Genomic DNA, 25269 nt, shown 5'->3' with positions numbered 1-25269 from the left:
ATCTCGCCGTGGCTACCTCACCACAGATCACGGCCGTATGGCGACCCCCTGTGACCGAACTGAAACCGGTTACAGACGCGTTCGAGTCCTGCCAGCGGGTAGCCAAATGATGAATTCTATGAGTGACCAGGTGGTGAATTCGGCCACTTACTCAGAAGTAGTGAGGGGCGCCGCTGTGGCCTTGGCTACAGTCCCTAGTGCAATAGTGCCGATCGAAGATGAGGGCTAGTAGATGGATCTTTTCGAGTACCAGGCCAAGGAGCTGTTCGCTAAGCACAACGTGCCGACGACGCCGGGCCGGGTTACCACCACCGCCGAGGATGCCAAGGCGATCGCCGAAGAAATCGGTAAGCCGGTGATGATCAAGGCGCAGGTCAAGGTTGGTGGACGTGGCAAGGCTGGTGGTGTGAAGTACGCCGCCACTCCCGATGACGCTTTTACACACGCACAGAACATCTTGGGCCTGGACATCAAGGGCCATGTCGTCAAGAAGATCCTCGTCGCCGAGGCCAGCGATATCGCCGAGGAGTACTACATCTCCTTCCTGCTGGATCGCGCTAACCGCACCTACCTGGCCATGTGTTCGGTCGAAGGTGGCGTGGAGATCGAGGTCACGGCCGAGGAGAACCCCGACGCGCTGGCCAAGGTGCCGGTCGACGCGGTCAAGGGCGTCGATCTGGCTCTGGCCCGTGAGATCGCCGAGAAGGGCAAGCTGCCCGCCGCAGTCCTGGATGCCGCCGCGGTAACCATCCAGAAGCTGTGGGAGGTGTTCGTCGGTGAGGACGCCACCCTGGTTGAGGTCAACCCGCTGGTGCGTACCCCCGATGATCAGATCCTGGCCCTGGACGGCAAGGTCACCCTGGACGGCAATGCCGACTTCCGCCAGCCCGGCCACGCCGAGTTCGAAGACAAGGACTCCACCGATCCGCTGGAGCTCAAGGCCAAGGAACACGACCTCAACTACGTCAAGCTTGACGGCCAGGTCGGCATCATCGGCAACGGCGCGGGTCTGGTCATGTCGACTCTCGACGTGGTCGCCTACGCCGGCGAGAACCACAACGGCGTGAAGCCCGCCAACTTCCTGGACATCGGCGGTGGCGCCTCGGCCGAGGTCATGGCCGCCGGTCTCGACGTCATCCTGGGCGATTCGCAGGTCAAGAGCGTCTTCGTGAACGTGTTCGGTGGCATCACCGCGTGTGACGCTGTCGCCAACGGCATCGTCGGCGCCCTGAAGACTCTCGGTGGCACGGCAAGCAAGCCGCTCGTGGTCCGTCTCGACGGCAACAAGGTCGACGAGGGCCGCGCGATCCTGGCCGAGTTCAACCATCCGCTGGTCATCCAGGCCGAGACCATGGACGCCGGTGCCGACAAGGCCGCCGAGCTGGCGAGCAAGTAAGGGAGCTTGAATCAATGTCTATCTTTCTGAACAAGGATTCGAAGGTCATCGTCCAGGGCATCACCGGCGGTGAGGGCACCAAGCACACCGCACTGATGCTCAAGGCCGGCACCCAGGTCGTGGGCGGCGTGAACGCCCGCAAGGCCGGAACTACGGTGTCGCACAAGGATGCAGACGGCAACGACGTCGAGCTCCCGGTCTTCGGTTCGGTGGCCGAGGCCATCAAGGAGACCGGCGCCGACGTGTCGATCGCCTTCGTGCCGCCCGCGTTCTCCAAGGACGCGATCATCGAGGCCATCGACGCCGAGATCCCGCTGCTGGTCGTGATCACCGAGGGAATCCCGGTGCAGGACAGCGCATATGCGTGGGCCTACAACCTTGAGAAGGGCAACAAGACCCGGATCATCGGGCCCAACTGCCCCGGCATCATCACCCCCGGTGAGGCGCTGGTCGGCATCACGCCGAACAACATCACCGGCACGGGTCCGGTCGGCCTGGTGTCGAAGTCCGGCACGCTGACCTACCAGATGATGTACGAGCTGCGCGATTTCGGTTTCTCGACTGCCATCGGCATTGGCGGAGACCCGGTCATCGGCACCACCCACATCGACGCCATCGAGGCGTTCGAGAAGGACCCGGAGACCAAGATCATCGTGATGATCGGTGAGATCGGTGGCGACGCCGAGGAGCGTGCGGCCGACTACATCAAGGCCAACGTGTCCAAGCCTGTCGTCGGCTACGTCGCGGGCTTCACGGCCCCCGAGGGCAAGACCATGGGTCACGCCGGTGCCATCGTGTCCGGCAGCTCGGGTACCGCTCAGGCCAAGAAGGAGGCCCTTGAGGCCGCCGGCGTGAAGGTCGGCAAGACGCCGTCCGAGACCGCCAAGCTGGCTCGCGAGATCCTGCAGAGCCTGTAACAGGTTGCTTACGCAAGGGCCCCGACCGGATTCCCGGTTGGGGTCCTTGTCGTTTCGCCCATGTTGCCGCATTCTGGCCGAAATCGCGCCTCCGGTAGCACCTTTCATCTCTCTGGAGGCGCCGGATCTACTGTCAGGCGATCTCGGGTTTCGTTCAGTGAGATTGTGTGACCTACGCATGAACAATCGGATGACGGGGCATCGTCGCCCCTGGTGACCGGCTACCTTCTCGGTTCGTGGGCCTCTCGTTCGACACATCCGGGCTGGTGCCGAGCGTTGACGGCTGGTACGACCCGGCGACCGGCGATCAGTTCTGGGTATCCGATTCGCGGGGTCCCTACCTGTCGGTGCCGCTGGAGGATCTGAGCGTGGTGCGCCGTGCGCTCGTCGAGACGGTGCTCGCTCGGCGCGCTGGAGTCATTGAGGCCTACATCGTTGGCGTCGATACCCTCCCGGGCCTGTTGTACGTGGTGAAGGTTCCGAAAGCTGATGCCCCGCAAGGGCTCACCTTCATGGCATCGATAGTCGTTCCGCGTGCGCATTCGTACGCGATGGTCTGCGGAGCGTTCGCGGAGGGGCCGGTGACCGGGGTGCGCGAGGCGACCGTGCTGGAAGAACTGCTGGCGGTTGGCGATCCGTCATCGCGCATGTGGCCCCCGCACCCGTACGCGCCTGATCTCGAACCGGGCATCCCGTACAACATCGCCGACGAAATACGTTGGGACGATAAGTTTCCCGATCATCCGCTATCGCGTCTACGTCGTTGGGTGGCGCGGGTGACGCCAACCGTTCGAGTGGAACAGAGGTTCGCGGCTCAGCCGCCGTTCTCCGTGCGTTAGGCGAATGCGGCCAGTTTTCCGGACAGCCGTTCGATGTATGCCCGCACCTCGTCCTCGGAGCGATCGGGCATCCCGAAGATCGCCTCGGTGACACCCAGCTCGCGCCACGCGGCGAGCTGCTCGGGGTCCGGCTTGCCCGCCAGCACGTAGATCAGTGGGTCGCCCGCACGGCCGGCCGCCGCCCACTCCTCTTTGAGCGCCACGATCTTGCCGGTGATGTCCTCGTCGCGTGGGGTCGACATCCAGCCGTCGGCGTTCTTCGCGATCCACTTGAAGTTCTTCTCGGTGCCGCCCGCGCCCACGATCACCGGCACATGCTTCTGCACCGTCTTGGGCCACGCCCAGCTGGGGCCGAAATTGACGAATTCGCCTGAATAGCTGGCCTCTTCGTTCTCCCAGAGCTTGCGCATCGCCTCGATGTACTCGCGTAGCATGGTGCGGCGACGGCCGGCGGGAACGTTGTGATCGGCCAGCTCGTCAGTGTTCCAGCCGTATCCGACGCCGACGGTAACCCGGCCGCCGCTCATGTGATCAAGGGTGGCAATCGATTTGGCGAGGGTAATGGGATCGTGTTCGACGGGGATCGCGACCGCGGTGGCCAGCCGGATCTTTGAGGTCACCGCACACGCGGCGCCGAGCGACACCCATGGATCCAAGGTGCGCATGTAGCGGTCGTCGGGTAGTTCCGCGCCGCCGGTCCCGGGATGCGCGGCCTCGCGCTTGATCGGGATATGCGTGTGTTCGGGAACGTAGAAGGTGCTGAACCCGCCGTCCTCGGCCGCCTTGGCGGCGATGTCCGGCGAGATGCCGCGGTCACTGGTGAACAGAACGAGCCCGTAGTCCATCCACCAATTAGAACGTGTTCCAGTTTTGTTGTCGAGGGTGGGGCCCAAACCCGCAGGGGAACGGATCACGGTGAGCGAGACGGATGACCGCTCAAAGGGTTCGCTGTTTGCATATCCCCGTGACGACCGAACGGATATCCGACCACGTCAAATTCGCGTACTGGGTCCCCAATGTCAGCGGCGGGCTGGTCACCAGCACCATCGAGCAGCGCACGGACTGGGGTTACGACTACAACGTCGCCCTGGCACGCGCGGCCGAGAACAACGGCTTCGAATACGCGCTCACCCAGGTGCGCTACGAGGCCAGTTACGGCGCCGAGTATCAACACGAATCCACCAGTTTCTCCCTGGCTCTGCTGCTGGCCACCGAGCGGCTCAAGGTGATCGCCGCGGTTCACCCGGGGCTTTGGCAGCCGGGTGTGCTCGCCAAGCTGGGCGCGACGGCTGATCACTTGTCGGGCGGTCGCTTCGCCGTCAACGTGGTGTCCGGATGGTTCAAGGACGAGTTCACGCACTTGGGCGAACCATGGTTGGAGCACGATGAGCGGTATCGGCGAAGCGGCGAATTCCTCCAGGTGTTGCGCAAGATCTGGACCGAGGATGACGTCGACTTCCGGGGCGATTTCTATCGGATCCACGACTTCACGCTGAAGCCGAAGCCGCTGCACACCCCGGAGCTGTTCCAGGGCGGCAACTCGACGGCCGCACGGCGCAACGGCGGCCTGTACTCCGACTGGTATTTCTCCAACGGGAAGGACTTCGCCGGTATCACCGACCAGATCGTGGAGGTCCGGGACCACGCCCGAACCGTCGGCCGCGAGGTCAGCGTCGGGCTCAACGGTTTCATCATCGCCAGAGATACCGAGGCCGAAGCGCGCGAGGTGCTACGGGAGATTGTCGCCAAGGCCAACCGCCCCGCCGTTGAGGGTTTCCGCGCGGCCGTTCAACAGGCTGGTTCGGCCACCGGCGATAAGAAGGGGATGTGGGCGGATTCCTCGTTCGAGGACCTCGTGCAATACAACGACGGATTCCGCACCCAGCTCATCGGTACCCCGGAACAGATCGCCGAGCGGATTGTCGCCTACCGGCGGCGGGGTGTGGACCTGATCCTGGGTGGCTTCCTGCACTTCCAGGAGGAGATCGAATACTTCGGCGCCAAGGTGCTGCCACTGGTCCGTGAGATCGAGGCGGCCGACGCTCAGGAAACCCACAGCGAATATCGCGTACCGGTTTTGAGCTAACCGATGTGCCTCGGCCGCGTCTAGCCTTGTCTGCGTCCGTACCGGCGCCGGGTGCAGTAGCGTGGAGGCGATCCACCCCGAGACCACGACCGAAACCGTGATGTAGGAGATGTAATGACGTATTCGACCGGTGGGCCCGGATACCAGCCCGCGCAGCCGTCCAACCCGTACGGCACCCCGTCCTTTGTGGCTGAGCCCAACACGGGCGCGCTGGGGGTTTACCTACCCGGTGGTGTCTTGGTGCTGAGCCTGATCGGCTTCATTGCCGGCTTCGGGCCGTTCTACACCGGGAAGGCCAGCTCGGGGACATCGGGAAGCTTCGGCGGATTCGACCTCCTGGCCTTGTCGCCGGTCTTCGGCTTCGCGCAGTTCGCTCTGCTGATCGCCGGTCTGACCGCGGGTGTCTCGCTCCTCTCCGGCAAGGATGACAAGCAGGCTCCCGTGGCAATCCTGTCGATCGTCGGATTCCTCTTCGTGCTTGGTGGACTTTTCGGCAACCCGTTCGCGGCCGCCTTCGGTGAGGTCGGCATCGGGTGGGGCCTGATCACGCTCGCCGTGGTGTCCGGCCTGCAGGCCGCGGCCGCCGTCTACGCCCTGCTCAGTGAGGTGGGCGTCGTCAAGGCCAAGACCGCCTCTCCGGCGACCAACCCGTTTGGCAGCCAGTACCAGACGCAGCAGAGCCAGTACTACACCCCGCCGCAGCAGCCACAGCAGCAGCTTCCCAAGCAGGGGCAGGGCTACGGCCAGGCCGGTGCACAGGGCTACGGCCAGCAGCAGGGCTTCGGTCAGCCGGCCGCTCAGGGTTACGGCCAGGCCGGTGCGCAGGGCTACGGCCAGCAGCAGCCCGCTCCCGCCGGGCCGCCCTCGTACGGCGGCTACGGCCAGCAGCCGCCGCAGTCGGCGCCTCCGACTCCGCCGCAGGGCTTCAGCAGCACCGGGTTCACGCCGCCGTCGGCACAGCCGGCTCAGCAGGCCGCGTCGTCGCAGCCGACCCAGCAGTACCCCACCTTTGGTGCGGCCAGCGGTCAGGCTCCCGGTGGTGAGCAGCAGGGCGGCGCCAGCGCCGGTTCGGCCGCTGCCAGCGGTGACGATCTGTTCGGCACCTCTCGTCCCTCCAACTAGACGGTGTTTACTGCCGTGATCGGCGCGTGAATCAAACCTCGCGCGCCAATCCCGCACAGGCTCGCGCACTGCTGACGGTTGCCTTTGGCCCGTCAGCAGTTGCGTTGGTCATCATTGCGGCAATCGTCCTGGTGCAGTTGGTGATTGCCAACAGCGACATGACCGGGACGTTCGGTGCGGTGGCCAGCATGTGGCTGGGCACCCACCTGGTACCGATCTCGATCGGTGGGCGAGTCATCGAGGTGCTGCCGCTATTGCCAACGGCGGCAATGGTGTGGGGTGTCGCCCGAACCGTCGCCTCGACAATCGCACCCACCGCTTCCTGGTACGTGATCCGGTGGGTGATCGCCTCGGCGCTAGCCGGCCCGCTCCTCATGACGGCGATATCGCTGGCGATCATTCATGACGCATCGACGGTGCTGACCCAGCTGCAATCACCAAATGCCTTGCGCGCATTCGGTTCTGTCCTCGGTGTTCACGCGGCCGGTGCAATTGCCGGCGTTTTACTGCGGGTCGGCAGGCGGCTCGCGGTGGTCCTAGAGCTGCCGTCATGGCCGATGGAGGCCGCCCGTGGCGCTGCCGCCGGGGTACTCGCGCTGTTCGGGCTGTCCGCGGCCGTGACGGCGGGGTCGCTGGTGGTGCACTGGGCGACGATGGATCAGCTGTACTCGGTGACCAACGATTTCGTAGGTCAGCTGAGCTTGACACTGTTGGCGCTCCTCTATGCGCCCAACGTCATTCTGGGTGCATGTGCGCTGGCGGTCGGATCCAGCGCACATGTGGGCACCGCGGCCTTCAGTGCGTTCGCCGTATTCGGCGGTCAGCTGCCCGCAGTGCCGATCCTCGCGGCCGTTCCCACACCGCCGCTCGGCCCCGCGTGGGTGGCACTGATGATCATCGGTGCGGTGTCCGGGGTGGCCGTCGGCCAGCAATGCGCACGCCGACCCGTGCCATGGCCCACCGCGATTCACAAAGTGGTCACGGCGGCGCTTCTGGCGGCAACATTCCTGGCGATCGTCGGCAAGCTCGCCGGAGGACAGCTGGGGAACTTCGGACGCCTCGGGATCGACCAGGGCACGTTCGGCCCCGGGGTGTTCTTCTGGTTCCTGGTCATCGGCCTGTTGACGGTGTTCATGCTCGGCGGAGCCACCCGCCTCCCGGCCAGGGCGCGGCCGGAACCGGTGCAGGAGCCGGAACCCGAATCCGTGCCTGAACCGGCACCCGAGCCGGCGCTGGAACCCGCGCCGGACGTTGAACCCGAGCCGGAACCGGAGTCGGAGCCGGAACCTGAATCAGATCCGGAGCCCGGCCCCGAGAGTGACTCCAGCGACCCTCCAGAATCGGCCACGTGACCAGCCCGGCTACGCTCAGCGGCGTGTCGGTGTCGGATTCTCTTCGCGCAAGCGGCTCATCGGAGCCCCAGCAGGCCGTTGAGATTGCGCCGTCTGCCCCCGCGCGCGTCGTGGTCCTGGCTTCCGGTACGGGAACCCTCCTGCGCTCCCTCTTAGACGCGGCCACGGGTGACTTCCCCGCTCGGATCGTCGCGGTGGGCACCGACCGGCAATGCGATGCCGTCGATATCGCCGCTGGCGCGCAGCTTCCCAGCTACACCGTGCGGCTCGGTGAGTACGACACCCGCGAACACTGGGACGCCGCGATCACCGAGGCCACCGCCGCGCACCGGCCCGATCTGGTGGTATCGGCCGGATTCATGAAGATTCTTGGACCACAGTTTCTTTCACAGTTCTTGGGTCGGGTCATCAACACTCATCCCGCGCTGCTGCCGTCTTTTCCCGGCGCGCACGCCGTGCCCGAAGCCCTGGCCCATGGGGTCAAGGTCACCGGCTGCACGGTGCACCTGGTCGATGCCGGGATGGATACCGGCCCGATCCTCGCGCAGCAAGCCGTCCCCGTTCACGGGGACGACGACGAGGCGAGCCTGCATGAACGCATCAAGGTGGTGGAACGGACGCTGCTGGTAGATGTGCTGGCCGCGGTCGCCACCAGAGGTTTGACATGGAACGGAAGAAGGGCCTCCATCAAGTGAGTACGCAGCGACCCGTACGGCGGGCATTGATCAGCGTCTACGACAAGACCGGACTCGAAGAGCTCGCCAGCGGGCTGCACGCCGCCGGTGTGGAACTGGTTTCCACCGGATCCACCGCGAAAACCATTGCCGCCGCGTCAATTCCGGTGACCCCCGTGGAAGAGGTCACCGGTTTTCCGGAGGTACTGGATGGCCGGGTGAAGACCTTGCATCCGCATGTGCACGCCGGTGTCTTGGCCGATACTCGCCGCGAGGAACACCTCACTCAACTCGAAGAGCTGGGCGTCAAGGGCTTCGAACTGGTGGTGGTCAACCTGTACCCGTTTGCCGCCACGGTGGCCTCGGGTGCCACCGAGGACGAATGCGTCGAACAAATCGACATCGGCGGACCCTCGATGGTGCGCGCCGCTGCCAAAAACCACCCGAGCGTGGCGGTGGTCGTCGACCCCGCCTCATACGGTGAAGCACTGGCTGCCGTCAGTGCCGGGGGGTTCACCCTGGAGGCGCGGAAGGTCCTGGCGGCCAGAGCGTTCCGTCACACCGCCGAGTATGACGTGGCCGTGGCAGGCTGGCTGTCGGCTGTCGCGGAGCCCGAGGGCGCGGAGTTGCCCGCCTGGATCGGCGGGACATGGAACCGCTCGGCGGTGCTGCGCTATGGCGAGAACCCGCATCAGCAGGCAGCCCTGTACACGGGTGCCTCCGGGCACGGATTGGCACAGGCCGAGCAGCTGCACGGAAAAGAGATGTCGTACAACAACTACACGGATGCAGACGCCGCCTGGCGTGCCGCGTGGGACCAGGACAAGGCCTGTGCGGCCATCATCAAACATGCCAACCCGTGCGGTATCGCGGTGTCGGACATATCGATTGCCGACGCCCACCTCAAGGCCCACGAATGCGATCCGTTGAGCGCTTTCGGCGGGGTGATAGCCGTCAACCGTGAGGTGAGCGTGGAGATGGCGGAGCGGGTCGCCGACATCTTCACCGAGGTGATCGTCGCGCCCGGTTACGCCGAGGGCGCGGTGGAGGTGCTGAGCCGCAAGAAAAATGTGCGTCTGCTGCGCCTGGCGCAGTCACAGTCCGGGCGCACCGAGTGGCGACACATCAGTGGTGGTCTGCTCGTACAGGAGCGCGACGCGCTGGACGCCGAGGGTGACGATCCGGCCAACTGGACACTGGTGGCCGGCGCCGCCGCGGACGAGGACACGTTGGCGGACTTGGTGTTCGCCTGGAAGGTCGGGCGGGCCGTCAAGTCCAACGCGATCGTCGTCGCCTCCGGTGGCGCCACTATCGGTGTCGGCATGGGACAGGTCAACCGCGTCGACGCCGCGCGATTGGCAGTCTCACGGGGTGGGGATCGAGTCTCCGGTGCGGTCGCGGCCTCGGATGCGTTCTTCCCCTTCCCCGACGGCCTGGAGGTGCTGACGGAGGCCGGAGTGCGCGCGATCGTGCATCCGGGCGGGTCGATGCGCGATGAGCTGGTGGCCGATGCCGCCAAGGCCGCCGGAATCACGTTGTACACCACCGGAGCACGCCACTTTGCCCACTAGGGTGCACTAAGAGGGAGAGCCAATGGTTCAGCCCAGTTTGGATTGGCCGGGCGAGCCATTGCGCTCGCTGGTGTGGACGCTGCAGGCGTGGGTGATCACCATGGTGGTCTTCCTTGCGGTGGCCTTTCTGATCGCCCGTTTCACTCAATGGGGGCAACAGTTCTGGCGGGTAAACGCCCCCTTCTTCTGGGGGAGCGACACCTGGCGCACGTGGGCGTTGGTGGCGTTCATGATGTGGCACACCGTGTACATGGCGCGCGTGACGGTCATCTTCACGTACCAGTACAAGGACCTGATGAATGCGTTGCAGGTTGGTTCGGAGGCGCTCGTCACCCATGACTCCGGACTGCTGGCGGACGCGCGTCAGGCATTTTTCACGTCCTTCGCGATCAGCGGAGTGCTGGTAGTACTCACCGTGACGTACACGGTGGTGGATCTCTTCCTGCGGAGAGTGCTCGCCATCCGGTGGCGGGTATGGCTCAACACGCGGCTCGTCGACGACTGGATGAGCAAGGATGCGTTCTACCGCAACCGTTTTCTGGATACTCCGGTAGAGAACCCGGATCAGCGAATCCAGATCGATATCGAGACGCACACCACCAAGTCGGTGGATTTGGTGCTCGGCGCGGTAAACAAAACCCTCTTGATCGTGATGTTCACCGGAGTGCTGTGGCAGCTCTCGGGTCCGTTGCTGCTGTGGGGAGTCGAGATCCCGCGCGCCATGGTGTTCATCGCCTTCGTCTTCTCGATCACCGTGACGGTCCTTGCGTTCTGGATCGGCCGGCCGTTGGTACGGCTGAATTTCTTGAACGAACGATTCAGTGCGAGTTTCCGCTATGCGTTGGTGCGCCTGCGCGACAGTGCGGAGCGGGTGGCGTTCTATCGTGGCGGCGAGCGTGAACGCGTACTGCTCCATGCGCGCTTCGCCGACATCATCGCCAACATGTGGCGGATCGTCTTCGCGCAGCTGCGACTGAACGGCTGGAATCGTGGTGTCGGCGATGTGACGACGGGAATGATCCCCTACATCGTGCAGGCGCCACGATTCTTTACCGGGCAGATCAAGGTGGGGGACCTGCTGCAGACCGTTGCGGCGTTTGGAAGTGTCTGCGGCGCAATGTCCTTCTTCCGGGACAGCTATGACGAATTCACCGTCTATCGGGCCGCACTCATGCGCATCGACCAGATGCTCGACAGCGACCACCGAGCCCGTGAACTGCCGAGGATCGACGTGACCGACGCGGACAACGCCCTGACTCTCACCGATGTCGATGTCCGAGATCTACAGGGGCTGGACATGATCGCGGACCTGAACCTCGAGCTGTCCGCGGGTGGCAGTGTCGTCGTCAAGGGCCCATCGGGATGCGGGAAGACGACCCTGCTGCGCAGCCTGGCACAGCTGTGGCCACAGGCCACGGGTGTGGTCGCGCGTCCCGACGGCTGGGCGACGCTGTTCCTGCCGCAGCTGCCGTATCTGCCGTTGGGCAACCTGCGCGAGACCGTGGTGTATCCGCTTCCGGCGGAGGAAGTTTCGGACGAGAAGTTGACGCAGGCTTTGCGTGATGTCTCCCTGGGACATTTGGCCGAGCGGTTGGAGGAAGAAGCCGACTGGGCGGCCGTGCTCTCGCTGGGCGAGCAGCAGCGGGTGTCCTTCGTGCGGGTGCTGCTGGTGCGCCCGACAGTGGTGTTCCTCGACGAGTCGACCTCGGCCCTGGATGAGGGGCTGGAGGACGCTATGTATGCGCTGGTGCGGGAACGGCTGCCCGACAGCGTCGTGTTCAGTGTGGGGCACAGGTCGACGATCGACCGCCATCACCAGTCGCGGTTGCAGCTGACGGGCAGTGGTGCGTGGGAGCTCTCGCCGGTGTGAATCGGCTAAACACGGGAACTTTTGGCTACGGCCGTACGACTGATCTAGTGACGGCGCCTGCGGGCTGGGCGTGGTCCACCGCAGTGGCTCCATGCGACGGATGCCACCACGGTGCTTCTGATGAGTTGGGCAGTTAACCGTTCAATGAAAGGAACCGCCATGCGCGATATCGCTGTTGAGATCGTTGTCGAGGACGATGAAATCGTCACCGCGACGGAAATGGTTGCCAGCCACTAAGAGTGGACGTCGGGCGTGCGTGGCCGTCCCCTAGGCCGCGCACGCCCGGACGCAAGCACGGAGGCGAAAACAGTGTTCGTCCATGACCCCCGCTGGCGCCGGTTCGTCGCGGACTGGGCCCCTCGCTATGAAGAAACGGTCTTCATTTCCGGGCTGGTGCCGGACCAGAAGGCGATCACCGATCGGATAGCGGCGGCAGTGACCTCAGCGACCGCCGCCGAAGGAAAAGGACTGCGACTGCGCGCGTTCCGGGGCAGCGAGTTCGACTTCAAGCTCACCGAGCGGCTCTCACGCAGCGCGCCCAAAGGCGCGCAGTCCTTGACCGAGTGGCTCGCCGATAACGCCGACGATCGTCCGGCATGCGTGGCCATCAACGACGCCTCCTCATGGGATCTGGGTCTTGCCGCGTTGGCCCAGGCTGTGGTGCGCAGTCTTGTCCCGGATCGAGACCTGGTGTCCGGCGCGGATATTTACACCTTCATCGCTGATGTGGAATGGACACCCTTCGGAATTCACAAGGATGACGAGCCATCGCTGATCTTCCACCTGGGTCCGGGTGTCAAGGAACTCTGGGTGTGGCCCGCGGAGGGAATGGACCAACATCAGTTATTCGAGAACCCGTCGTTGGGCAAGGTCTCATTTGACTTCGACCGACTGCTTCCCGGCGCCAGCCGCTACACCCTGTGTCCGGGTGACTTCGTGTGCATCCCCCGGGGGCGCTACCACCTTTTTCGCAACGCAGGTCCCTCGGTGTTTCTGGGGATCACACTCTTTCCGCCTAACGTCCGGAAATCATTCTCGGACTTGATGATCGATCACTTCGGTGCGCGGCTCGACGCGGCAGGCGAGCCCCGCAGCTTCGAGGATGTCGGTCAGCTGGTGATGGAGACGCTCCACGACCCCGCGGCGATGTCCGGATTGGCGACAACCATGGAACTGGCGGCGGCGAAACAGCGCACCGCCGGGTATCTGCGCGCGCCGAAGGTGGCGGCCTTGCGTACCGGCGATCCTCCCGTTGGTGCCACATTCGGCTGGGCTTATCCCGGAGTGGTGCAATCATTCATCGGCGCGGAGCGAACCCATCTGGTGGCCCGTGGTCGCGATATCGCGTTCGGCGGCGCGGTGAACCTTGACGGACTCTTAGCGCTTACCGGGGAGTTCACCCTGAATGATCTTGACGCGGTTCTTGCGGCAGAACTGGATATCGACCGGCGCCGTCAGGTTGTGAATGCGCTGTGGCGCTTCGGCGCTCTGGATCTTGTCACTGCTCTTCCAGCGACTCGCGCCGCTTGCGCCGCTTCCGCTTGACGTTCACGCCACCCCACAGCGAGAACCCCTTGACCGTCACGTGCGGGGCACCCTCTACGCCTCGGCCACTCGCCGAGTGATCGAAGCCACCCATCACCGCGACACCTTTGACGTCGACGTTGACCTCCGGCGGTAAGAGGATCGTCTGGCCGCCCATGATGGAGAAGGAGCGGATCTCCACCTCATTGGAGGTGAAGTCGGCGTAGCGCAGGTCCAGCACGCCGCCACCCCACAGCGCGAATGAAGTGAGCTTGCCGGGGACGTTCCAGCGGCCCCGTCGTTCAAATCCGCTCATGATTGCCATCAGCACCGTCGAGGGGGCTGGCTTGCTGTCTTGACCGCGAACTTGAGAAGTAGCAACTGCGGGCAGGTCCGCGCTGAGCTGATCAAGCTCACCGTATGTATTTGCCGAGTACACCTTCGTGAGGCGCTCCTCGAACTCAGAGAGCTCCAGCCGACCCTGCGCGGCAGCGTCGGATAACAGCTGTGCGACGCGCATGCGATCGGCGTCTGCGGCCCGCATCGATGCGGTAGCCCGCTCAGGGAGGTTGCTCATCACCGCCGAGCCTACGACGAACGGCGCTTAAAGGCACGCGGTTCATTAGTGTTGCTCAGCGCACTACACACGTAGTGCAGTCTGGTTCACACCTGCCACGCGGGCGGACGCTTCTGCAGGAAGGCCAACATGCCCTCCTGCGCCTCGGGAGACACGAACAAACGCGCGGAGGTTTCTGTCAACTCGACTGCACGCGCATCGAAATCGGCGAGGATCGGCGCGGTGGTGAGCCTCTTCGACTCGGCCAGCCCTTGCGGCGAACCAAGCGCGATGTCATCCACTAACGAAGTGACCGCGGCCTCGACTGCCTCGGGACTATCGACGGACTTGGTCACCAAACCGATCTCCGCGGCCACCCGCGCGTCGAACCTCTCGCCGGTGACGAAGTAGCGCCCGGCCGCCCGGCCGGTGAGCCGGGGCAGCAGCGTCAGCGAGATGATCGACGGCGCGACTCCGATGCGTGCCTCGGTCAGTGCGAAGGTGCTGTCGGGTCCTGCTACCGCGATGTCGGCGGCTCCCACCAGACCGAAACCCCCGGCCCGCACATGGCCGTTGACGGCGATGATGACGGGCAGGGGCAGCTCAAGAATGTCGCGCAGTAGCGTGGTGAGTTGGCCGGCCCGATCCTTGGCGACATCTTGGGGATCGGACGACGCCGCTGAGCTTTCCGACAGGTCGGCGCCCGCGCAGAAGGTGTTGCCGGTGTGGGTGAGCACCACGGCACGCACCGTCTTGTCGACAGCGGCCCGCTGCAGTCCCTCTCGCAGTTGCAGCACCAACCTGCTGGACAACGCATTGCGGTTGTGCGGTGAGTCGAGGGTCAGGCGAGCGGCGCGGCCTTCCACCTCGTACTGGACCAGAGTGTCAGATTCTTTCGCCATTCGGCGGACCTTTCCTTTAGTACGAGCGGGGTAGGCCGAGGGACGTCTGCGCCACGAAGTTGAGGATCATCTCCCGGCTCACCGGGGCGATACGCCCGAAGCGCGACAGATTCAGCAGGGGCGCCACGGCGTACTCGGAGGTCAATCCGTTGCCGCCCAAGGACTGCACGGCACGGTCGGCCGCGCGGCAGGCCACGTCCGCCGCGGCGTACTTGGCCATGTTGGCCGCCTCCGCGGCGCCCCAGTCATCGCCGCAGTCGTACAAGGTGGCGGCCTTCTGCATCATGAGCTTGGCCAGTTCCAGCTCGACCTTGATCTCGGCGAGCGGGTGCGCGATGGCCTGATGCGCGCCGATCGGGGTCTTCCACACCTGGCGGGTCTTGACGTAGTCGGTGGCCTTGTTCAATGCGAGCCGGGTAAGGCCAACTCCACTGGCAGCGCCCATGATTCGCTCGGGGTTCAATCCGGCGAACAGTTGCATGAGCGCGGCGTCCTCTGAGCCGACGAGCGCATTACCGGGCACCCGTACATCATCGAGGAACACCTGGAACTGCCGTTCCGGGAGCGTGAGCTCCATATCGATGGGCGTGTACTCGAACCCCTTGGTGTCGGTGGGCACCACGAACAGGGCAGGCTTGAGCTTGCCGGTCTTGGCCTCCTCGGTGCGCGCCACCACCAGCACGGCGTTGGCTTGGTCGACACCGGAGATGAAGACCTTGCGCCCATTGAGGATCCAGTCACCACCGTCGCGCTTGGCGGTGGTGATGATGTTGTGGGAGTTCGAGCCGGCGTCGGGTTCGGTGATGGCGAACGCCATGGTGAAGGTGCCATCAGCCATCGAGGGCAGCCAGTTCTTCTTCTGCTCATCGGTGCCGTAGCGGGCGATGATGGTGGCATTGATGGCGGGGGACACCACCATCATCAGCAGCGGGCACCCCGCTGCCGAGAGCTCCTCGAATACGAGCCCAAGCTCGTACATGCCGGCACCGCCGCCGCCGTATTCCTCGGGGATGTTCACTCCCAAGAAGCCGAGCTTTCCTGCCTCATCCCACAACTCGGTGAGGGGAGCATGAGTCTTGGACTTTTCCAGGTAGTACTCGTGGCCGTAGTTGCCAGTGAGCGAGGCCACCGCATGCCGCAGTGCCTTGCGCTCATCGGACTCGACATAAGGATTGGTGACGGTCATGACTCTCCTTCGTTGGCGGCCAGCTGGGCCAGTACGGTGCCCAGCTCGACCTGTTGTCCCGGTTCGACATTGAGGATCTCGATGACGCCGTCGGCGGGGGCGACGATGGTGTGCTCCATCTTCATGGCCTCCAACCAGACGATCGGCGTCCCTGCGGTGACGGTGTCTCCGACCGCCGCACCCACCCGCAGCACCACACCCGGCATCGGCGCGATGAGTGAGCCCGCCGCCAGCTCGGCGCTGGGGTCGGTAAACCGGGGCACCACAGTGAGTGCGACCGGGCCGAGCGGTGAGTCGACGTCTGCGTATTCCCCAGCGGGGGGACCGCCGTAGCGGGCGACGTCGAAGCCCCGCCGGACGCCGTCGATCACCAGTGCCACGTGATCCGGTGTCGCCGAAACTAGTTTGATGGCGGGCCAATCTCCATCGAGTTCCAGCCCCGCGCGGGTCAGGCGGTAGCGCACGCTGATGGTGCTTTCGCCCACCGCGAATTCCTTGGTCTGGTAGCCGGATGCCAGGTTGCGCCATCCGCTGGGCAGATCCGCGCAGACGATGGCATGTGCCCGGTTGGCCGCGGCATCGGCAAGTGCTGCCGCGAGCGCCGAGTACTGGTGCGCCGCTTCGTCGGCTAGGGGTTTCGAAAGGACGTCGAGGCCATGCTTGTCCAGGAAGGACGTGTCGGTGTCGCCGGCGAGGAACGCCGGATGCCGCAACACGTTGACCAGCAGGTCGCGATTGGTGGTCAGGCCATGCAGGCGAGTGCGTTCCAATGTCGACGCCAACAGCCGGGAAGCTTCGGTGCGCGTTGGTGCCACCGTGATGACCTTGGCGAGCATCGGGTCGTAGTGCACCGACACCACGCTGCCGTCGACGATGGTGGAATCCAGGCGCACCCCGTTGCGCCCCGGGTGTCCGGGCACGTGGAATTCCGCGGAGACTCCAGGGATCTGAAATGTGTGCACAGTGCCGCTTTGTGGCTGCCACCCGGCCGCGGGGTTCTCCGCGTATAAGCGCGCCTCAATCGAATGGCCATGAATGGCAGGCGGTTCGGCAGGAAGCTTGCCGCCCTCTGCCACCTGGATCTGCAATGCGACCAGGTCGAGTCCTGTGGTGCACTCGGTGACCGGATGCTCCACCTGCAGGCGTGTGTTCATTTCCAGGAAGAAGAACTCGCCGCTCTCCGTGGCCAGGAACTCCATAGTCCCCGCGCCGACATAGCCGATGGTCGACGCAGCGGTGCGTGACGCCTCGAAGAGCTGCTCCCGCATGCCGTCGATTCGGGTCACCAGAGGTGAGGGTGCCTCTTCGATGACCTTCTGGTGGCGGCGCTGGATGGAGCACTCGCGCTCACCCACAGCCCACACGGTGCCGTGGGTGTCGGCCATCATCTGTACTTCGATGTGTCGACCGGTGCCCAGGTAGCGCTCGCAGAAGACTGTCGGGTCCCCGAACGCCGATTGGGCTTCCCGTTGTGCGGCAGCGATTTCGGCGGGGAGCTTGTCGAGCTCAGAGACGATCCGCATGCCGCGGCCGCCGCCACCGGCGGATGCCTTGACGAGCACCGGGAGCTGATCGGCGGTGACGGTATCCGGGTCGAGCTGTCCCAGCACCGGAACGCCGGCGGCGTCCATGAGTTTCTTGGACTCGATCTTCGAGCCCATCGACTCGATGGCGGTGACTGGCGGACCGATCCAGGTCAGGCCGGCATCGGCCACCGCGCGAGCGAAATCGGCATTCTCGGAAAGGAATCCGTAGCCGGGGTGGATGGCGTCGGCACCGGTGGCCTTGGCCGCGGCGATGATCAGCTCACCGCGCAGGTAGGTCTCGGCGCTGGATGTGCCGGGTAGGTGGACCGCAGCATCGGCCTCGGAGACGTGCGGACTGTCGGCGTCGGCGTCGGAGTAGACGGCGACCGTGCCAAGCCCCAGCTTGCGGCAGGTAGCGAAGACGCGGCGGGCGATCTCGCCGCGGTTGGCCACCAGAACAGAGGTGATAGTCACTTAACTCTTACCTCACATCCGGAAGACGCCGAAGTTCGACGTCCCCTCGATTGGTCCATTAGCGATGGCGGACAGGCACATACCGAGCACGGCCCGGGTGTCGCGGGGATCGATGACCCCGTCGTCGTAGAGACGCCCGGACATGAACATGGGCAGCGACTCGGCTTCGATCTGCGCCTCGATGGCGGCCTTCATCGCGGCATCCGCGTCCTCGTTGACGGCCTGGCCCCGTGCCACCGCGGCGGCACGGCTCACGATGGAGATGACACCCGCCAGCTGGGTACCGCCCATGACCGCCGACTTGGCGCTGGGCCACGCGAACAGGAAACGGGGGTCGTACGCGCGCCCGCACATGCCGTAGTGACCGGCCCCGTATGAGGCGCCGACGATCAGCGACAGATGCGGCACGGTGGAGTTGGACACGGCGTTGATCATCATCGACCCGTGCTTGATCATGCCGCCCTCTTCGTACTCCTTGCCCACCATGTATCCGGTGGTGTTGTGTACGAACAGAAGTGGCGTGTTGGTCTGGTTGGCCAGCTGGATGAACTGGGTGGCCTTCTGCGCTTCCTCGCTGAACAGCACGCCACGCGCGTTGGCGAGGATGCCGATGGGGTAGCCGTGTAGACGCGCCCACCCGGTTACCAGTGACGACCCGTACTGCTCTTTGAACTCGTCAAACTCCGAACCGTCGACGATGCGTGCGATGACCTCACGCGGGTCGAACGGGATGCGGAGGTCTCCAGGCACAATGCCGATGAGCTCTTCCTGATCCGCGATCGGTTCGACGACCGACGCGGGCTTGGGGCCCTTCTTGACCCAGTTGAGGCGGGACACGATCTGACGCCCGAGCCTTACGGCGTCCTGTTCGTCCACCGCCAGGTAGTCGCCCAAACCGGAAACCCGGGAGTGCATTTCCGCGCCACCCAGAGATTCGTCATCGGATTCCTCGCCGGTCGCCATCTTGACGAGCGGGGGACCGGCCAGGAACACCTTCGAACGTTCCTTGATCATCACGACGTGATCGGACATGCCGGGGATGTAAGCGCCGCCGGCGGTCGAGTTTCCGAACACCAGGGCGATCGTCGGTATGCCGGCTGCCGAAAGCCGAGTGAGATCGCGGAACATCTGCCCGCCGGGGACAAACACTTCCTTCTGGGTGGGCAGGTCCGCGCCGCCGGACTCCACCAGTGAGATCACGGGTAGACGGTTCTTGAAGGCAATGTCGTTGGCTCGCAGCACCTTGCGCAATGTCCAGGGGTTGCTGGTGCCGCCCTTGACGGTGGGGTCGTTGGCCACGATCATGCACTCGACGCCTTCGACCACGCCGATGCCGGTGACCAGCGAGGCGCCGACGGTGAAGTCGCTACCCCATGCCGCGAGCGGGCACAGCTCCAAGAACGGGGAGTCGGGGTCGATCAAGAGCTCGATGCGCTCACGTGCCAGCAACTTGCCGCGTTCATGGTGGCGGGCAACGTATTTGTCACCACCGCCGGCGAGCGCTTTTGCCGTCTCGGCGTTGACCTCGGCAAGTTTGGTCAGCATGGCCTCGGCGGCGTCGAGGTACTCCGGTGAGTTGGTGTTGACGGTGGTGCGCAGCTGCGTCATGACTGATACCCCAGGAGCTTGGCGGCCAGCGAGGTGAGGATCTCGGTGGTGCCGCCGCCGATCCCGATGATGCGCATATCGCGGTACTGCCGTTCGATTTCGCTCTCGGTCATGTAGCCCATGCCGCCGAACAACTGGACACCCTGGTTGGCCACCCACTCGCCGGCCTCGACTGCGGTGTTCTTGGCGAAGCAGACCTCGGCGATGAGATTGGTCTCGCCCGCGATCGCGCGATCCACCAGGACGTGCGTGTACACCCGTGCGACATCGATCCTGCGCGCCATTTCGGTCAGAGTGTTTTGCACGGACTGGCGGGAGATGAGCGGACGCCCGAAGGTCTGCCGATTCCTGCACCATTCCACTGTCAGGTCAAGACAGCGTTGCGCACTCGAATATGCCTGGGCGGCAAGGCCGATACGCTCTGACACGAAGGCGCCGGCGATCTGCGCGAAGCCGGTGTTCTCACCACCCACCAGGTTCTCGGCGGGCACCCGTGCATCGGTGAACGACAGCTCGGCGGTATCCGAGGAGCGCCATCCCATCTTGTCGAGCTTGCGGGTGACGTCAAACCCCGGAGTGTCCTTGTCGATCAACAGCAACGAGACCCCCGCCGCGCCCGCTCCACCCGTACGCACCGCGGTCACCACATAGTCGGCGCGCACGCCGGAGGTGATGAAGGTCTTGGCGCCGTTGACGATGTAGTGATCGCCGTCCCGCTTGGCCGAGGTGGTCAGATGCCCCACGTCGGATCCGCCACCGGGTTCGGTGATGGCCAGCGAGCCAATGAGATCGCCCGCCAGGGTGGGCTTTACGTAGCTTTCGATGAGCCGCTGATCGCCTGAGGCGATGATGTGCGGCGTGGAGATGCCGCAGGTGAACAGGGAGGCGAACACGCCGCCGGGCACACCGGCGTAGTGCAGTTCCTCGCACACGATCACCGGGTCGATGGCATCGCCGCCACCGCCGCCGACTTCCTCGGGTGCACCGGGGCCCAGCAGGCCCAGATTGCCCGCCTTGCGGTGTAATTCACGAGGAAGCAGTCCCTCGCGTTCCCATTCGTTGACATTCGGCAGGATCTCGCGCTCGGCAAAGTCACGCACCGTCTCCCGAAGTGCCTTGCGCTCCGGAGTGTTCCAGGAATTCACGGTGGTCACTTTCCTTCCAATAGGGATTCGGGGATGTCGATCTCACGGGAACGCAGCCATTCGCCAATACCCTTGGCCTGTGGGTCAAACCGGGCCTGATAGGCCACTCCCTTGCCGAGGATGCCCTGGATGACGAAGTTCACGGCCCGCAGCTTGGGCAGCAGGTAGCGTGCCACCTCCAACTGCCTGGTTTCGGGCAGCAGTTCCCGCAGTGTGTCGATTGTCAAAGCATGGGCAAGCCAGCGGTATTCCTCATCGGTGCGTACCCATACGCCGACGTTTGCACTGCCACCCTTGTCGCCGCTACGGGCGCCCGCAAGGATGCCCAAGGGGGCTCGGCGCAGCGGCCCGGCCGGTAGCGGCTCGGGCAGTGCCGCCGCCGGGGCATCGGCGAGCGGCAGCGTCTGCGAGGCCTGCGCGATATCGATCCGGGAACCGTCGGCGAGGACCGCGACATGCGGAACCTTTTCCGCGGGGACGTATCCCGGAGTGAACACGCCGTACGGCTCGCCGTCCTTGGGGGGTGTGGTGACATGGAAGCCGGGGTAGCTCGCCAGGGCCAGCTCCACCGCGGCATTGGAGAACTGGCGGCCGACCTTGTTCGGGTCGGAGTCGCGCACCATGACGTGCAGCAGTGCGCTGGCGGCCTGCTCGGTGTCGGCGTTCGGGTGATCGGTGCGGCCTAGGGTCCACTGAATGTCCTCGGGCGCCGAGGTCATCGAAGACTCCAGCTGCTTGCGGGTCAGGTCAGCCTTGGCGTCAATGTCCAGTCCGGTGAGCACGAAGGTCATCTGATTGCGGAAGCCGCCCAAGGCGTTCAGCGACACCTTGAGGTCCGGCGGGGGCGCCTCACCCGTCACGCCCGAGACGCGCACTCGGTCCGGACCTTCCTGGGTCAGCTCGATGCTGTCGATCCGGGTGGTGACATCGGGGTTGGCGTACCGGCCCCCGGTGATCTCATAGAGCAGCTGCGCGGTCACCGTGCCCACACTGACCGCGCCGCCAGTTCCCGCGTGCTTGGTGATGACCGACGATCCGTCTTCATATACCTCGGCCAGCGGAAACCCGGCGTGCGAGAGGTCGGGGATCTCGGTGAAGAAGGCGTAGTTGCCCCCGGTGGCCTGGGTGCCGCATTCGATGATGTGCCCGGCCGCGACCGCTCCGGCGAGTTTGTCGTAGTCGTCGCGTCGCCAGCCGAAGTGCGCGGCGGCGGGACCAACGATCACCGAGGCGTCGGTGACGCGACCGGTGACGACGATGTTGGCCCCGGAGTTCAGGCATTCCACGATGCCCCAGGCGCCGAGATAAGCGTTGGCGGTGAGCGGCGATCCCAATCCGAGCTCTGCGGCGCGGGGCAGCAGATCGTCACCCTCGACATGGGCGACCTTGGCCGGGACACCCAATTTTTCTGCGAGTGCGCGGATGGCGTCTGCCAGGCCCGCGGGGTTGAGACCGCCGGCATTGGCGACGATCGTGACGCCCTTGTCCTGAGCCAGCCCGAGGCACTGCTCGAGCTGGCGCAGGAAGGTCTTGGCGTAGCCACGTTCCGGAGCCTTGGCGCGGTCGCGGCCGAGGATCAGCATCGTCAGTTCGGCCAGATAGTCGCCGGTCAGATAGTCGAGCTCACCGCCGGTGAGCATCTCGTGCATGGCCGATATTCGGTCACCGTAAAAGCCTGAACAGTTCCCAATTCTTACCGGCGCAATGGTCACGGTGGTCCTCTCGAGGTCGGCATCGACTGCTCGTGCGCTGCTAAATTACCCCACCTACTAAAACGTCAATCTGGCGGTCCAACCAAGTGGTTGGCCGAGCTGGATTGCCGCGTCGATAGGACCCGTTCAGGTGGCACGATGCGAGACGAAACCGCCACTATGCGGCGTGCCGGCCTGGATCGATTGAGGCAAATTTGCAGCTCATGTCAGCCACCGGCTATCGTGTGTTGATTGTCGCTCGCTGCGCCCCACATGCTGGCGCGGCGCGGGCGAATGACACAGAAACCTGAGAAATAAGGAGAGGGCGCGACCATGGCCGTCCCCAAGCGGAGAATGTCCCGCTCTAATACCCGTAGCCGGCGCTCGCAGTGGAAGGCCACTGCCACTGAGCTGGTCAATGTCACTGTCGGCGGACAGAACCACAAGGTTCCCCGTCGCCTGCTCAAGGCTGCCCGCCTCGGGCTCATCGATTTCGACCGTCGCTGAACCTTCCGGGACCTGATTCTCAGGCTTCCTCAGTAATATCTCAGCCGCACGGTTAACACTGGTGCCTGTGCGAATTCTTGTAGTCGATGACGATCGTGCTGTGCGTGAGTCGTTGCGACGGTCTCTGTCCTTCAATGGGTACTCGGTGGATCTCGCCGAAGACGGCGTCGATGCGCTGAACGTTATCGCCAACGATCGGCCGGACGCGTTGGTGCTCGACGTGATGATGCCCAAGCTCGACGGCCTCGAGGTGTGCCGTCGCTTGCGCAGCACGGGAGACGATTTGCCCATCCTGGTGCTTACCGCCCGGGACTCGGTCTCGGAGCGAGTGGCCGGCCTCGACGCGGGTGCGGACGATTATCTGCCTAAGCCCTTCGCGCTCGAGGAACTCCTGGCCCGGATGCGAGCGCTGCTGCGCCGGACCACCGTCGATGAATCGGCAGACGCCGCCACGCTGAGCTTCGGCGACCTCACCCTCGACCCGATCACCCGCGAGGTGTATCGAGGCACTCGGTCCATCAGCCTGACCCGCACCGAATTCGCACTGCTGGAAATGCTGATGGCCAACCCTCGCCGCGTGTTGACCCGCAGCCGCATCCTTGAAGAGGTGTGGGGATTCGACTTCCCGACATCCGGCAATGCGCTTGAGGTGTACGTGGGCTACCTGCGGCGCAAGACGGAAGCCGAGGGCGAGCTCAGGCTCATCCACACGGTCCGCGGTGTCGGCTATGTGCTGCGGGAGACCCCTCCGTAATCCCCATGGCGACACTACGAATGCCGAGGCGGATACGGGGCTCCAGCACGGCAATATTTTCCCCGCTACGGGCAACCAGCTCATCGGTATCGCTGCGCTGGCGCGTGATGCTGCTCGCGATGTCGATGGTGGCGATGGTCGTGGTGCTGATGGCCGTCGCGTCATACCTGTTGGTATCCACCGCGTTGTATCGCGATGTCGACAAACAGCTCAATGATCGCGCCAACCTGCTCATCGGCAGCGGGCTGCTGTCGGTGGATCCGCGTCGCGCCATCGAGGGCACCGCGTACTCGGCCGATGTCAATGCCAAGCTGATCTTCCCGGGGCTGATCACCTTCTCGGCGACCCAGCAGGGACAGACCATTCCCTACGGCGCACCCGAGCAGGCGGTGACCCGCGGCGAGCTGGAGCAGTCGCTGCGCACCGTCAATCACCAACGCGTGCTTGCTCTTAGGCTCGACAACGGCAGCACGCTGATCATGGCCAAATCGCTCGACCCCACCGATACTGTGTTGCGGCGACTGGGCTGGGTGTTGCTGATCGTCGGCGGCGTGGGTGTCGCGGTGGCGGCCGCGGCCGGCGCCATGGTGGCCGGTACCGGGTTGCGGCCGGTGGCCAGGCTTACCGACGCCGCCGAACGAGTGGCCCGAACCGACGACCTGCGGCCCATTGCCGTCACGGGCAGCGACGAATTGGCACGGCTCACCATCAGTTTCAATACGATGTTGCGTGCCCTCGCAGAGTCGCGAGATCGTCAGGCACGGCTGGTGACTGATGCGGGCCACGAGCTGCGCACCCCGCTGACCTCGCTGCGCACCAACACCGAGCTGCTGATGGCCGCCATGCAACCGGGTGCTCCGCGTCTCCCCGATGAGGAGATGGAGGCGCTGCAGCTCGATGTGATCGCCCAGATCGAAGAATTGTCCACACTGGTAGGCGATTTGGTTGATCTGGCCCGAGGCGACGGTGCCGACATCGTGCACGAGCCGGTCGACATGGTCGAGGTGGTGGAGGGTGCGCTGGAACGAGTTCGGCGCCGCCGCAACGACATCGAATTCGACGTCGTCATGCAGCCGTGGCAGGTCTATGGAGACGCGGCGGGGCTATCCCGAGCTGTTCTCAATCTGCTCGACAATGCCGCGAAGTGGAGCCCATCGGGCAGCACAGTGTCGGTGCGGCTGGCACAGGTCGACGCCGCGCATGCCGAGCTGGTGATCTCCGATCGCGGTCCCGGGATCCCGCCCGCCGAACGGGATCTGGTCTTCGAGCGGTTCTATCGCGCGACCCCCGCCCGGGGAATGCCGGGCTCCGGTTTGGGGTTGGCCATCGTGAAACAGGTTGTGCTGAAACATGGTGGCGCCATCAAGGTCGAGGAGACGGAGTCCGGTGCGGTGGTCGACGGGAATCCGGCCCCGGGTACGTCAATGCACGTACTGCTTCCGGGCCGGCCGGGACCAGTCAGGTCGCCGAATTTGGGCGACACGACCGGCCGCCGGAACTCTGTGCCAAACGAGAGGGAGATCTCAGTGGATTCTCAGTCCCCTCCGGCAGCGTGGCACCCGAGCTAGT

21 protein-coding genes and 1 pseudogene are annotated in these 25269 nt (G+C 64.7%); 13 read left to right on the top strand and 9 right to left on the bottom strand.

Annotation, left to right across the window (positions count from 1 at the left end):
- Nucleotides 1-232: 232 nt before the first annotated feature.
- The 3 genes from sucC (at nucleotide 233) to B4394_RS03655 (ending at nucleotide 3152) form a co-directional block, all read left to right on the top strand.
- Nucleotides 233-1396 (top strand): ADP-forming succinate--CoA ligase subunit beta, encoded by a 1164-nt coding sequence (sucC, locus tag B4394_RS03665; protein WP_078314135.1) that lies wholly within the window; start codon nucleotides 233-235, stop codon nucleotides 1394-1396.
- Nucleotides 1397-1410: 14 nt separating this feature from the next.
- On the top strand, nucleotides 1411-2313 hold the full coding sequence (gene sucD, locus B4394_RS03660; RefSeq protein ID WP_078314134.1) for a succinate--CoA ligase subunit alpha: 903 nt from the start codon (nucleotides 1411-1413) through the stop codon (nucleotides 2311-2313).
- 236 nt (nucleotides 2314-2549) lie between these two features.
- On the top strand, nucleotides 2550-3152 hold the full coding sequence (locus B4394_RS03655) for a hypothetical protein (RefSeq protein ID WP_078314133.1): 603 nt from the start codon (nucleotides 2550-2552) through the stop codon (nucleotides 3150-3152).
- On the opposite strand, the gene B4394_RS03650 is transcribed toward B4394_RS03655, so the two are convergent.
- Entirely contained in the window at nucleotides 3149-3997 is an 849-nt protein-coding gene (locus B4394_RS03650; RefSeq protein ID WP_078310337.1) for an LLM class F420-dependent oxidoreductase, read from the bottom strand. The two genes, B4394_RS03655 and B4394_RS03650, sit on opposite strands and share 4 nt — an antisense overlap.
- A gap of 119 nt (nucleotides 3998-4116) precedes the next feature.
- Here B4394_RS03650 and sfnG point away from each other — a divergent pair, with 119 nt between their 5' ends.
- The 6 genes from sfnG (at nucleotide 4117) to B4394_RS03620 (ending at nucleotide 11827) form a co-directional block, all read left to right on the top strand.
- Nucleotides 4117-5238 carry a dimethylsulfone monooxygenase SfnG gene (gene sfnG / locus B4394_RS03645; protein WP_078310334.1) on the top strand — a complete coding sequence of 374 codons (1122 nt, stop codon included), beginning with the start codon at nucleotides 4117-4119 and terminating at the stop codon, nucleotides 5236-5238.
- Nucleotides 5239-5352: 114 nt separating this feature from the next.
- The gene (locus tag B4394_RS03640) at nucleotides 5353-6360 is read left to right on the top strand and encodes a DUF5336 domain-containing protein (RefSeq protein WP_078314132.1); all 1008 of its coding nucleotides are present in this window, start codon (nucleotides 5353-5355) and stop codon (nucleotides 6358-6360) included.
- 26 nt (nucleotides 6361-6386) lie between these two features.
- Nucleotides 6387-7712: a cell division protein PerM gene (locus B4394_RS03635; protein WP_078314131.1), complete on the top strand. Its 1326-nt coding sequence runs from the start codon at nucleotides 6387-6389 to the stop codon at nucleotides 7710-7712.
- Nucleotides 7709-8407: a phosphoribosylglycinamide formyltransferase gene (gene purN, locus B4394_RS03630; RefSeq protein ID WP_078310324.1), complete on the top strand. Its 699-nt coding sequence runs from the start codon at nucleotides 7709-7711 to the stop codon at nucleotides 8405-8407. The genes B4394_RS03635 and purN overlap by 4 nt, the downstream gene beginning before the upstream one ends.
- Nucleotides 8377-9957, top strand: coding sequence for a bifunctional phosphoribosylaminoimidazolecarboxamide formyltransferase/IMP cyclohydrolase (gene purH, locus B4394_RS03625; protein WP_139359896.1), 1581 nt, complete (start codon nucleotides 8377-8379; stop codon nucleotides 9955-9957). Before purN ends, purH begins: the two co-directional genes overlap by 31 nt.
- Before the next feature lie 22 nt (nucleotides 9958-9979).
- Nucleotides 9980-11827 (top strand): ABC transporter ATP-binding protein/permease, encoded by a 1848-nt coding sequence (locus tag B4394_RS03620; RefSeq protein WP_078314129.1) that lies wholly within the window; start codon nucleotides 9980-9982, stop codon nucleotides 11825-11827.
- Between the two features lie 44 nt (nucleotides 11828-11871).
- On the opposite strand, the pseudogene B4394_RS25985 reads toward B4394_RS03620, so the two are convergent.
- Nucleotides 11872-12061: pseudogene (locus B4394_RS25985) on the bottom strand (hypothetical protein).
- Between the two features lie 75 nt (nucleotides 12062-12136).
- Between B4394_RS25985 and B4394_RS03610 the strand changes: the two are divergent.
- Nucleotides 12137-13372 carry a hypothetical protein gene (locus B4394_RS03610; protein ID WP_078314128.1) on the top strand — a complete coding sequence of 412 codons (1236 nt, stop codon included), beginning with the start codon at nucleotides 12137-12139 and terminating at the stop codon, nucleotides 13370-13372.
- Here the strand turns inward: B4394_RS03610 and B4394_RS03605 are convergent.
- The 7 genes from B4394_RS03605 to B4394_RS03575 all read right to left on the bottom strand — a co-directional run bounded on the left by B4394_RS03605 (nucleotide 13326) and on the right by B4394_RS03575 (nucleotide 22397).
- Nucleotides 13326-13928: a DUF1707 SHOCT-like domain-containing protein gene (locus B4394_RS03605; protein WP_078314127.1), complete on the bottom strand. Its 603-nt coding sequence runs from the start codon at nucleotides 13926-13928 to the stop codon at nucleotides 13326-13328. The two genes, B4394_RS03610 and B4394_RS03605, sit on opposite strands and share 47 nt — an antisense overlap.
- A gap of 86 nt (nucleotides 13929-14014) precedes the next feature.
- Entirely contained in the window at nucleotides 14015-14809 is a 795-nt protein-coding gene (locus B4394_RS03600) for an enoyl-CoA hydratase family protein (RefSeq protein ID WP_078310304.1), read from the bottom strand.
- Between the two features lie 16 nt (nucleotides 14810-14825).
- Nucleotides 14826-15995 carry an acyl-CoA dehydrogenase family protein gene (locus B4394_RS03595; protein WP_078314126.1) on the bottom strand — a complete coding sequence of 390 codons (1170 nt, stop codon included), beginning with the start codon at nucleotides 15993-15995 and terminating at the stop codon, nucleotides 14826-14828.
- Nucleotides 15992-17995: an ATP-binding protein gene (locus B4394_RS03590; RefSeq protein ID WP_078314125.1), complete on the bottom strand. Its 2004-nt coding sequence runs from the start codon at nucleotides 17993-17995 to the stop codon at nucleotides 15992-15994. Before B4394_RS03590 ends, B4394_RS03595 begins: the two co-directional genes overlap by 4 nt.
- A gap of 12 nt (nucleotides 17996-18007) precedes the next feature.
- Complete coding sequence (locus tag B4394_RS03585) at nucleotides 18008-19603, bottom strand: acyl-CoA carboxylase subunit beta (protein WP_078314124.1); 1596 nt, start codon at nucleotides 19601-19603, stop codon at nucleotides 18008-18010.
- The gene (locus tag B4394_RS03580; protein ID WP_078310597.1) at nucleotides 19600-20748 is read right to left on the bottom strand and encodes an acyl-CoA dehydrogenase family protein; all 1149 of its coding nucleotides are present in this window, start codon (nucleotides 20746-20748) and stop codon (nucleotides 19600-19602) included. The genes B4394_RS03585 and B4394_RS03580 overlap by 4 nt, the downstream gene beginning before the upstream one ends.
- Nucleotides 20749-20753: 5 nt before the next feature.
- The gene (locus B4394_RS03575) at nucleotides 20754-22397 is read right to left on the bottom strand and encodes an acyclic terpene utilization AtuA family protein (RefSeq protein WP_502688414.1); all 1644 of its coding nucleotides are present in this window, start codon (nucleotides 22395-22397) and stop codon (nucleotides 20754-20756) included.
- Nucleotides 22398-22772: 375 nt separating this feature from the next.
- Between B4394_RS03575 and rpmF the strand changes: the two genes are divergently transcribed.
- The 3 genes from rpmF to B4394_RS03560 all read left to right on the top strand — a co-directional run bounded on the left by rpmF (nucleotide 22773) and on the right by B4394_RS03560 (nucleotide 25268).
- Nucleotides 22773-22946 carry a 50S ribosomal protein L32 gene (gene rpmF, locus B4394_RS03570; protein ID WP_078290527.1) on the top strand — a complete coding sequence of 58 codons (174 nt, stop codon included), beginning with the start codon at nucleotides 22773-22775 and terminating at the stop codon, nucleotides 22944-22946.
- Between the two features lie 67 nt (nucleotides 22947-23013).
- Nucleotides 23014-23700 carry a response regulator transcription factor gene (locus tag B4394_RS03565; protein WP_078290528.1) on the top strand — a complete coding sequence of 229 codons (687 nt, stop codon included), beginning with the start codon at nucleotides 23014-23016 and terminating at the stop codon, nucleotides 23698-23700.
- A gap of 20 nt (nucleotides 23701-23720) precedes the next feature.
- Complete coding sequence (locus B4394_RS03560; protein ID WP_078314123.1) at nucleotides 23721-25268, top strand: sensor histidine kinase; 1548 nt, start codon at nucleotides 23721-23723, stop codon at nucleotides 25266-25268.
- The last annotated feature ends 1 nt before the right edge of the window (nucleotide 25269 follow it).

This window comes from Mycobacterium sp. D16Q16, assembly GCF_002013745.1.
Taxonomy (GTDB): Bacteria; Actinomycetota; Actinomycetes; order Mycobacteriales; family Mycobacteriaceae; genus Mycobacterium.
Note: the sequence above shows the minus strand (reverse complement) of the source record. Positions and strands in the feature narration are given on the sequence as shown.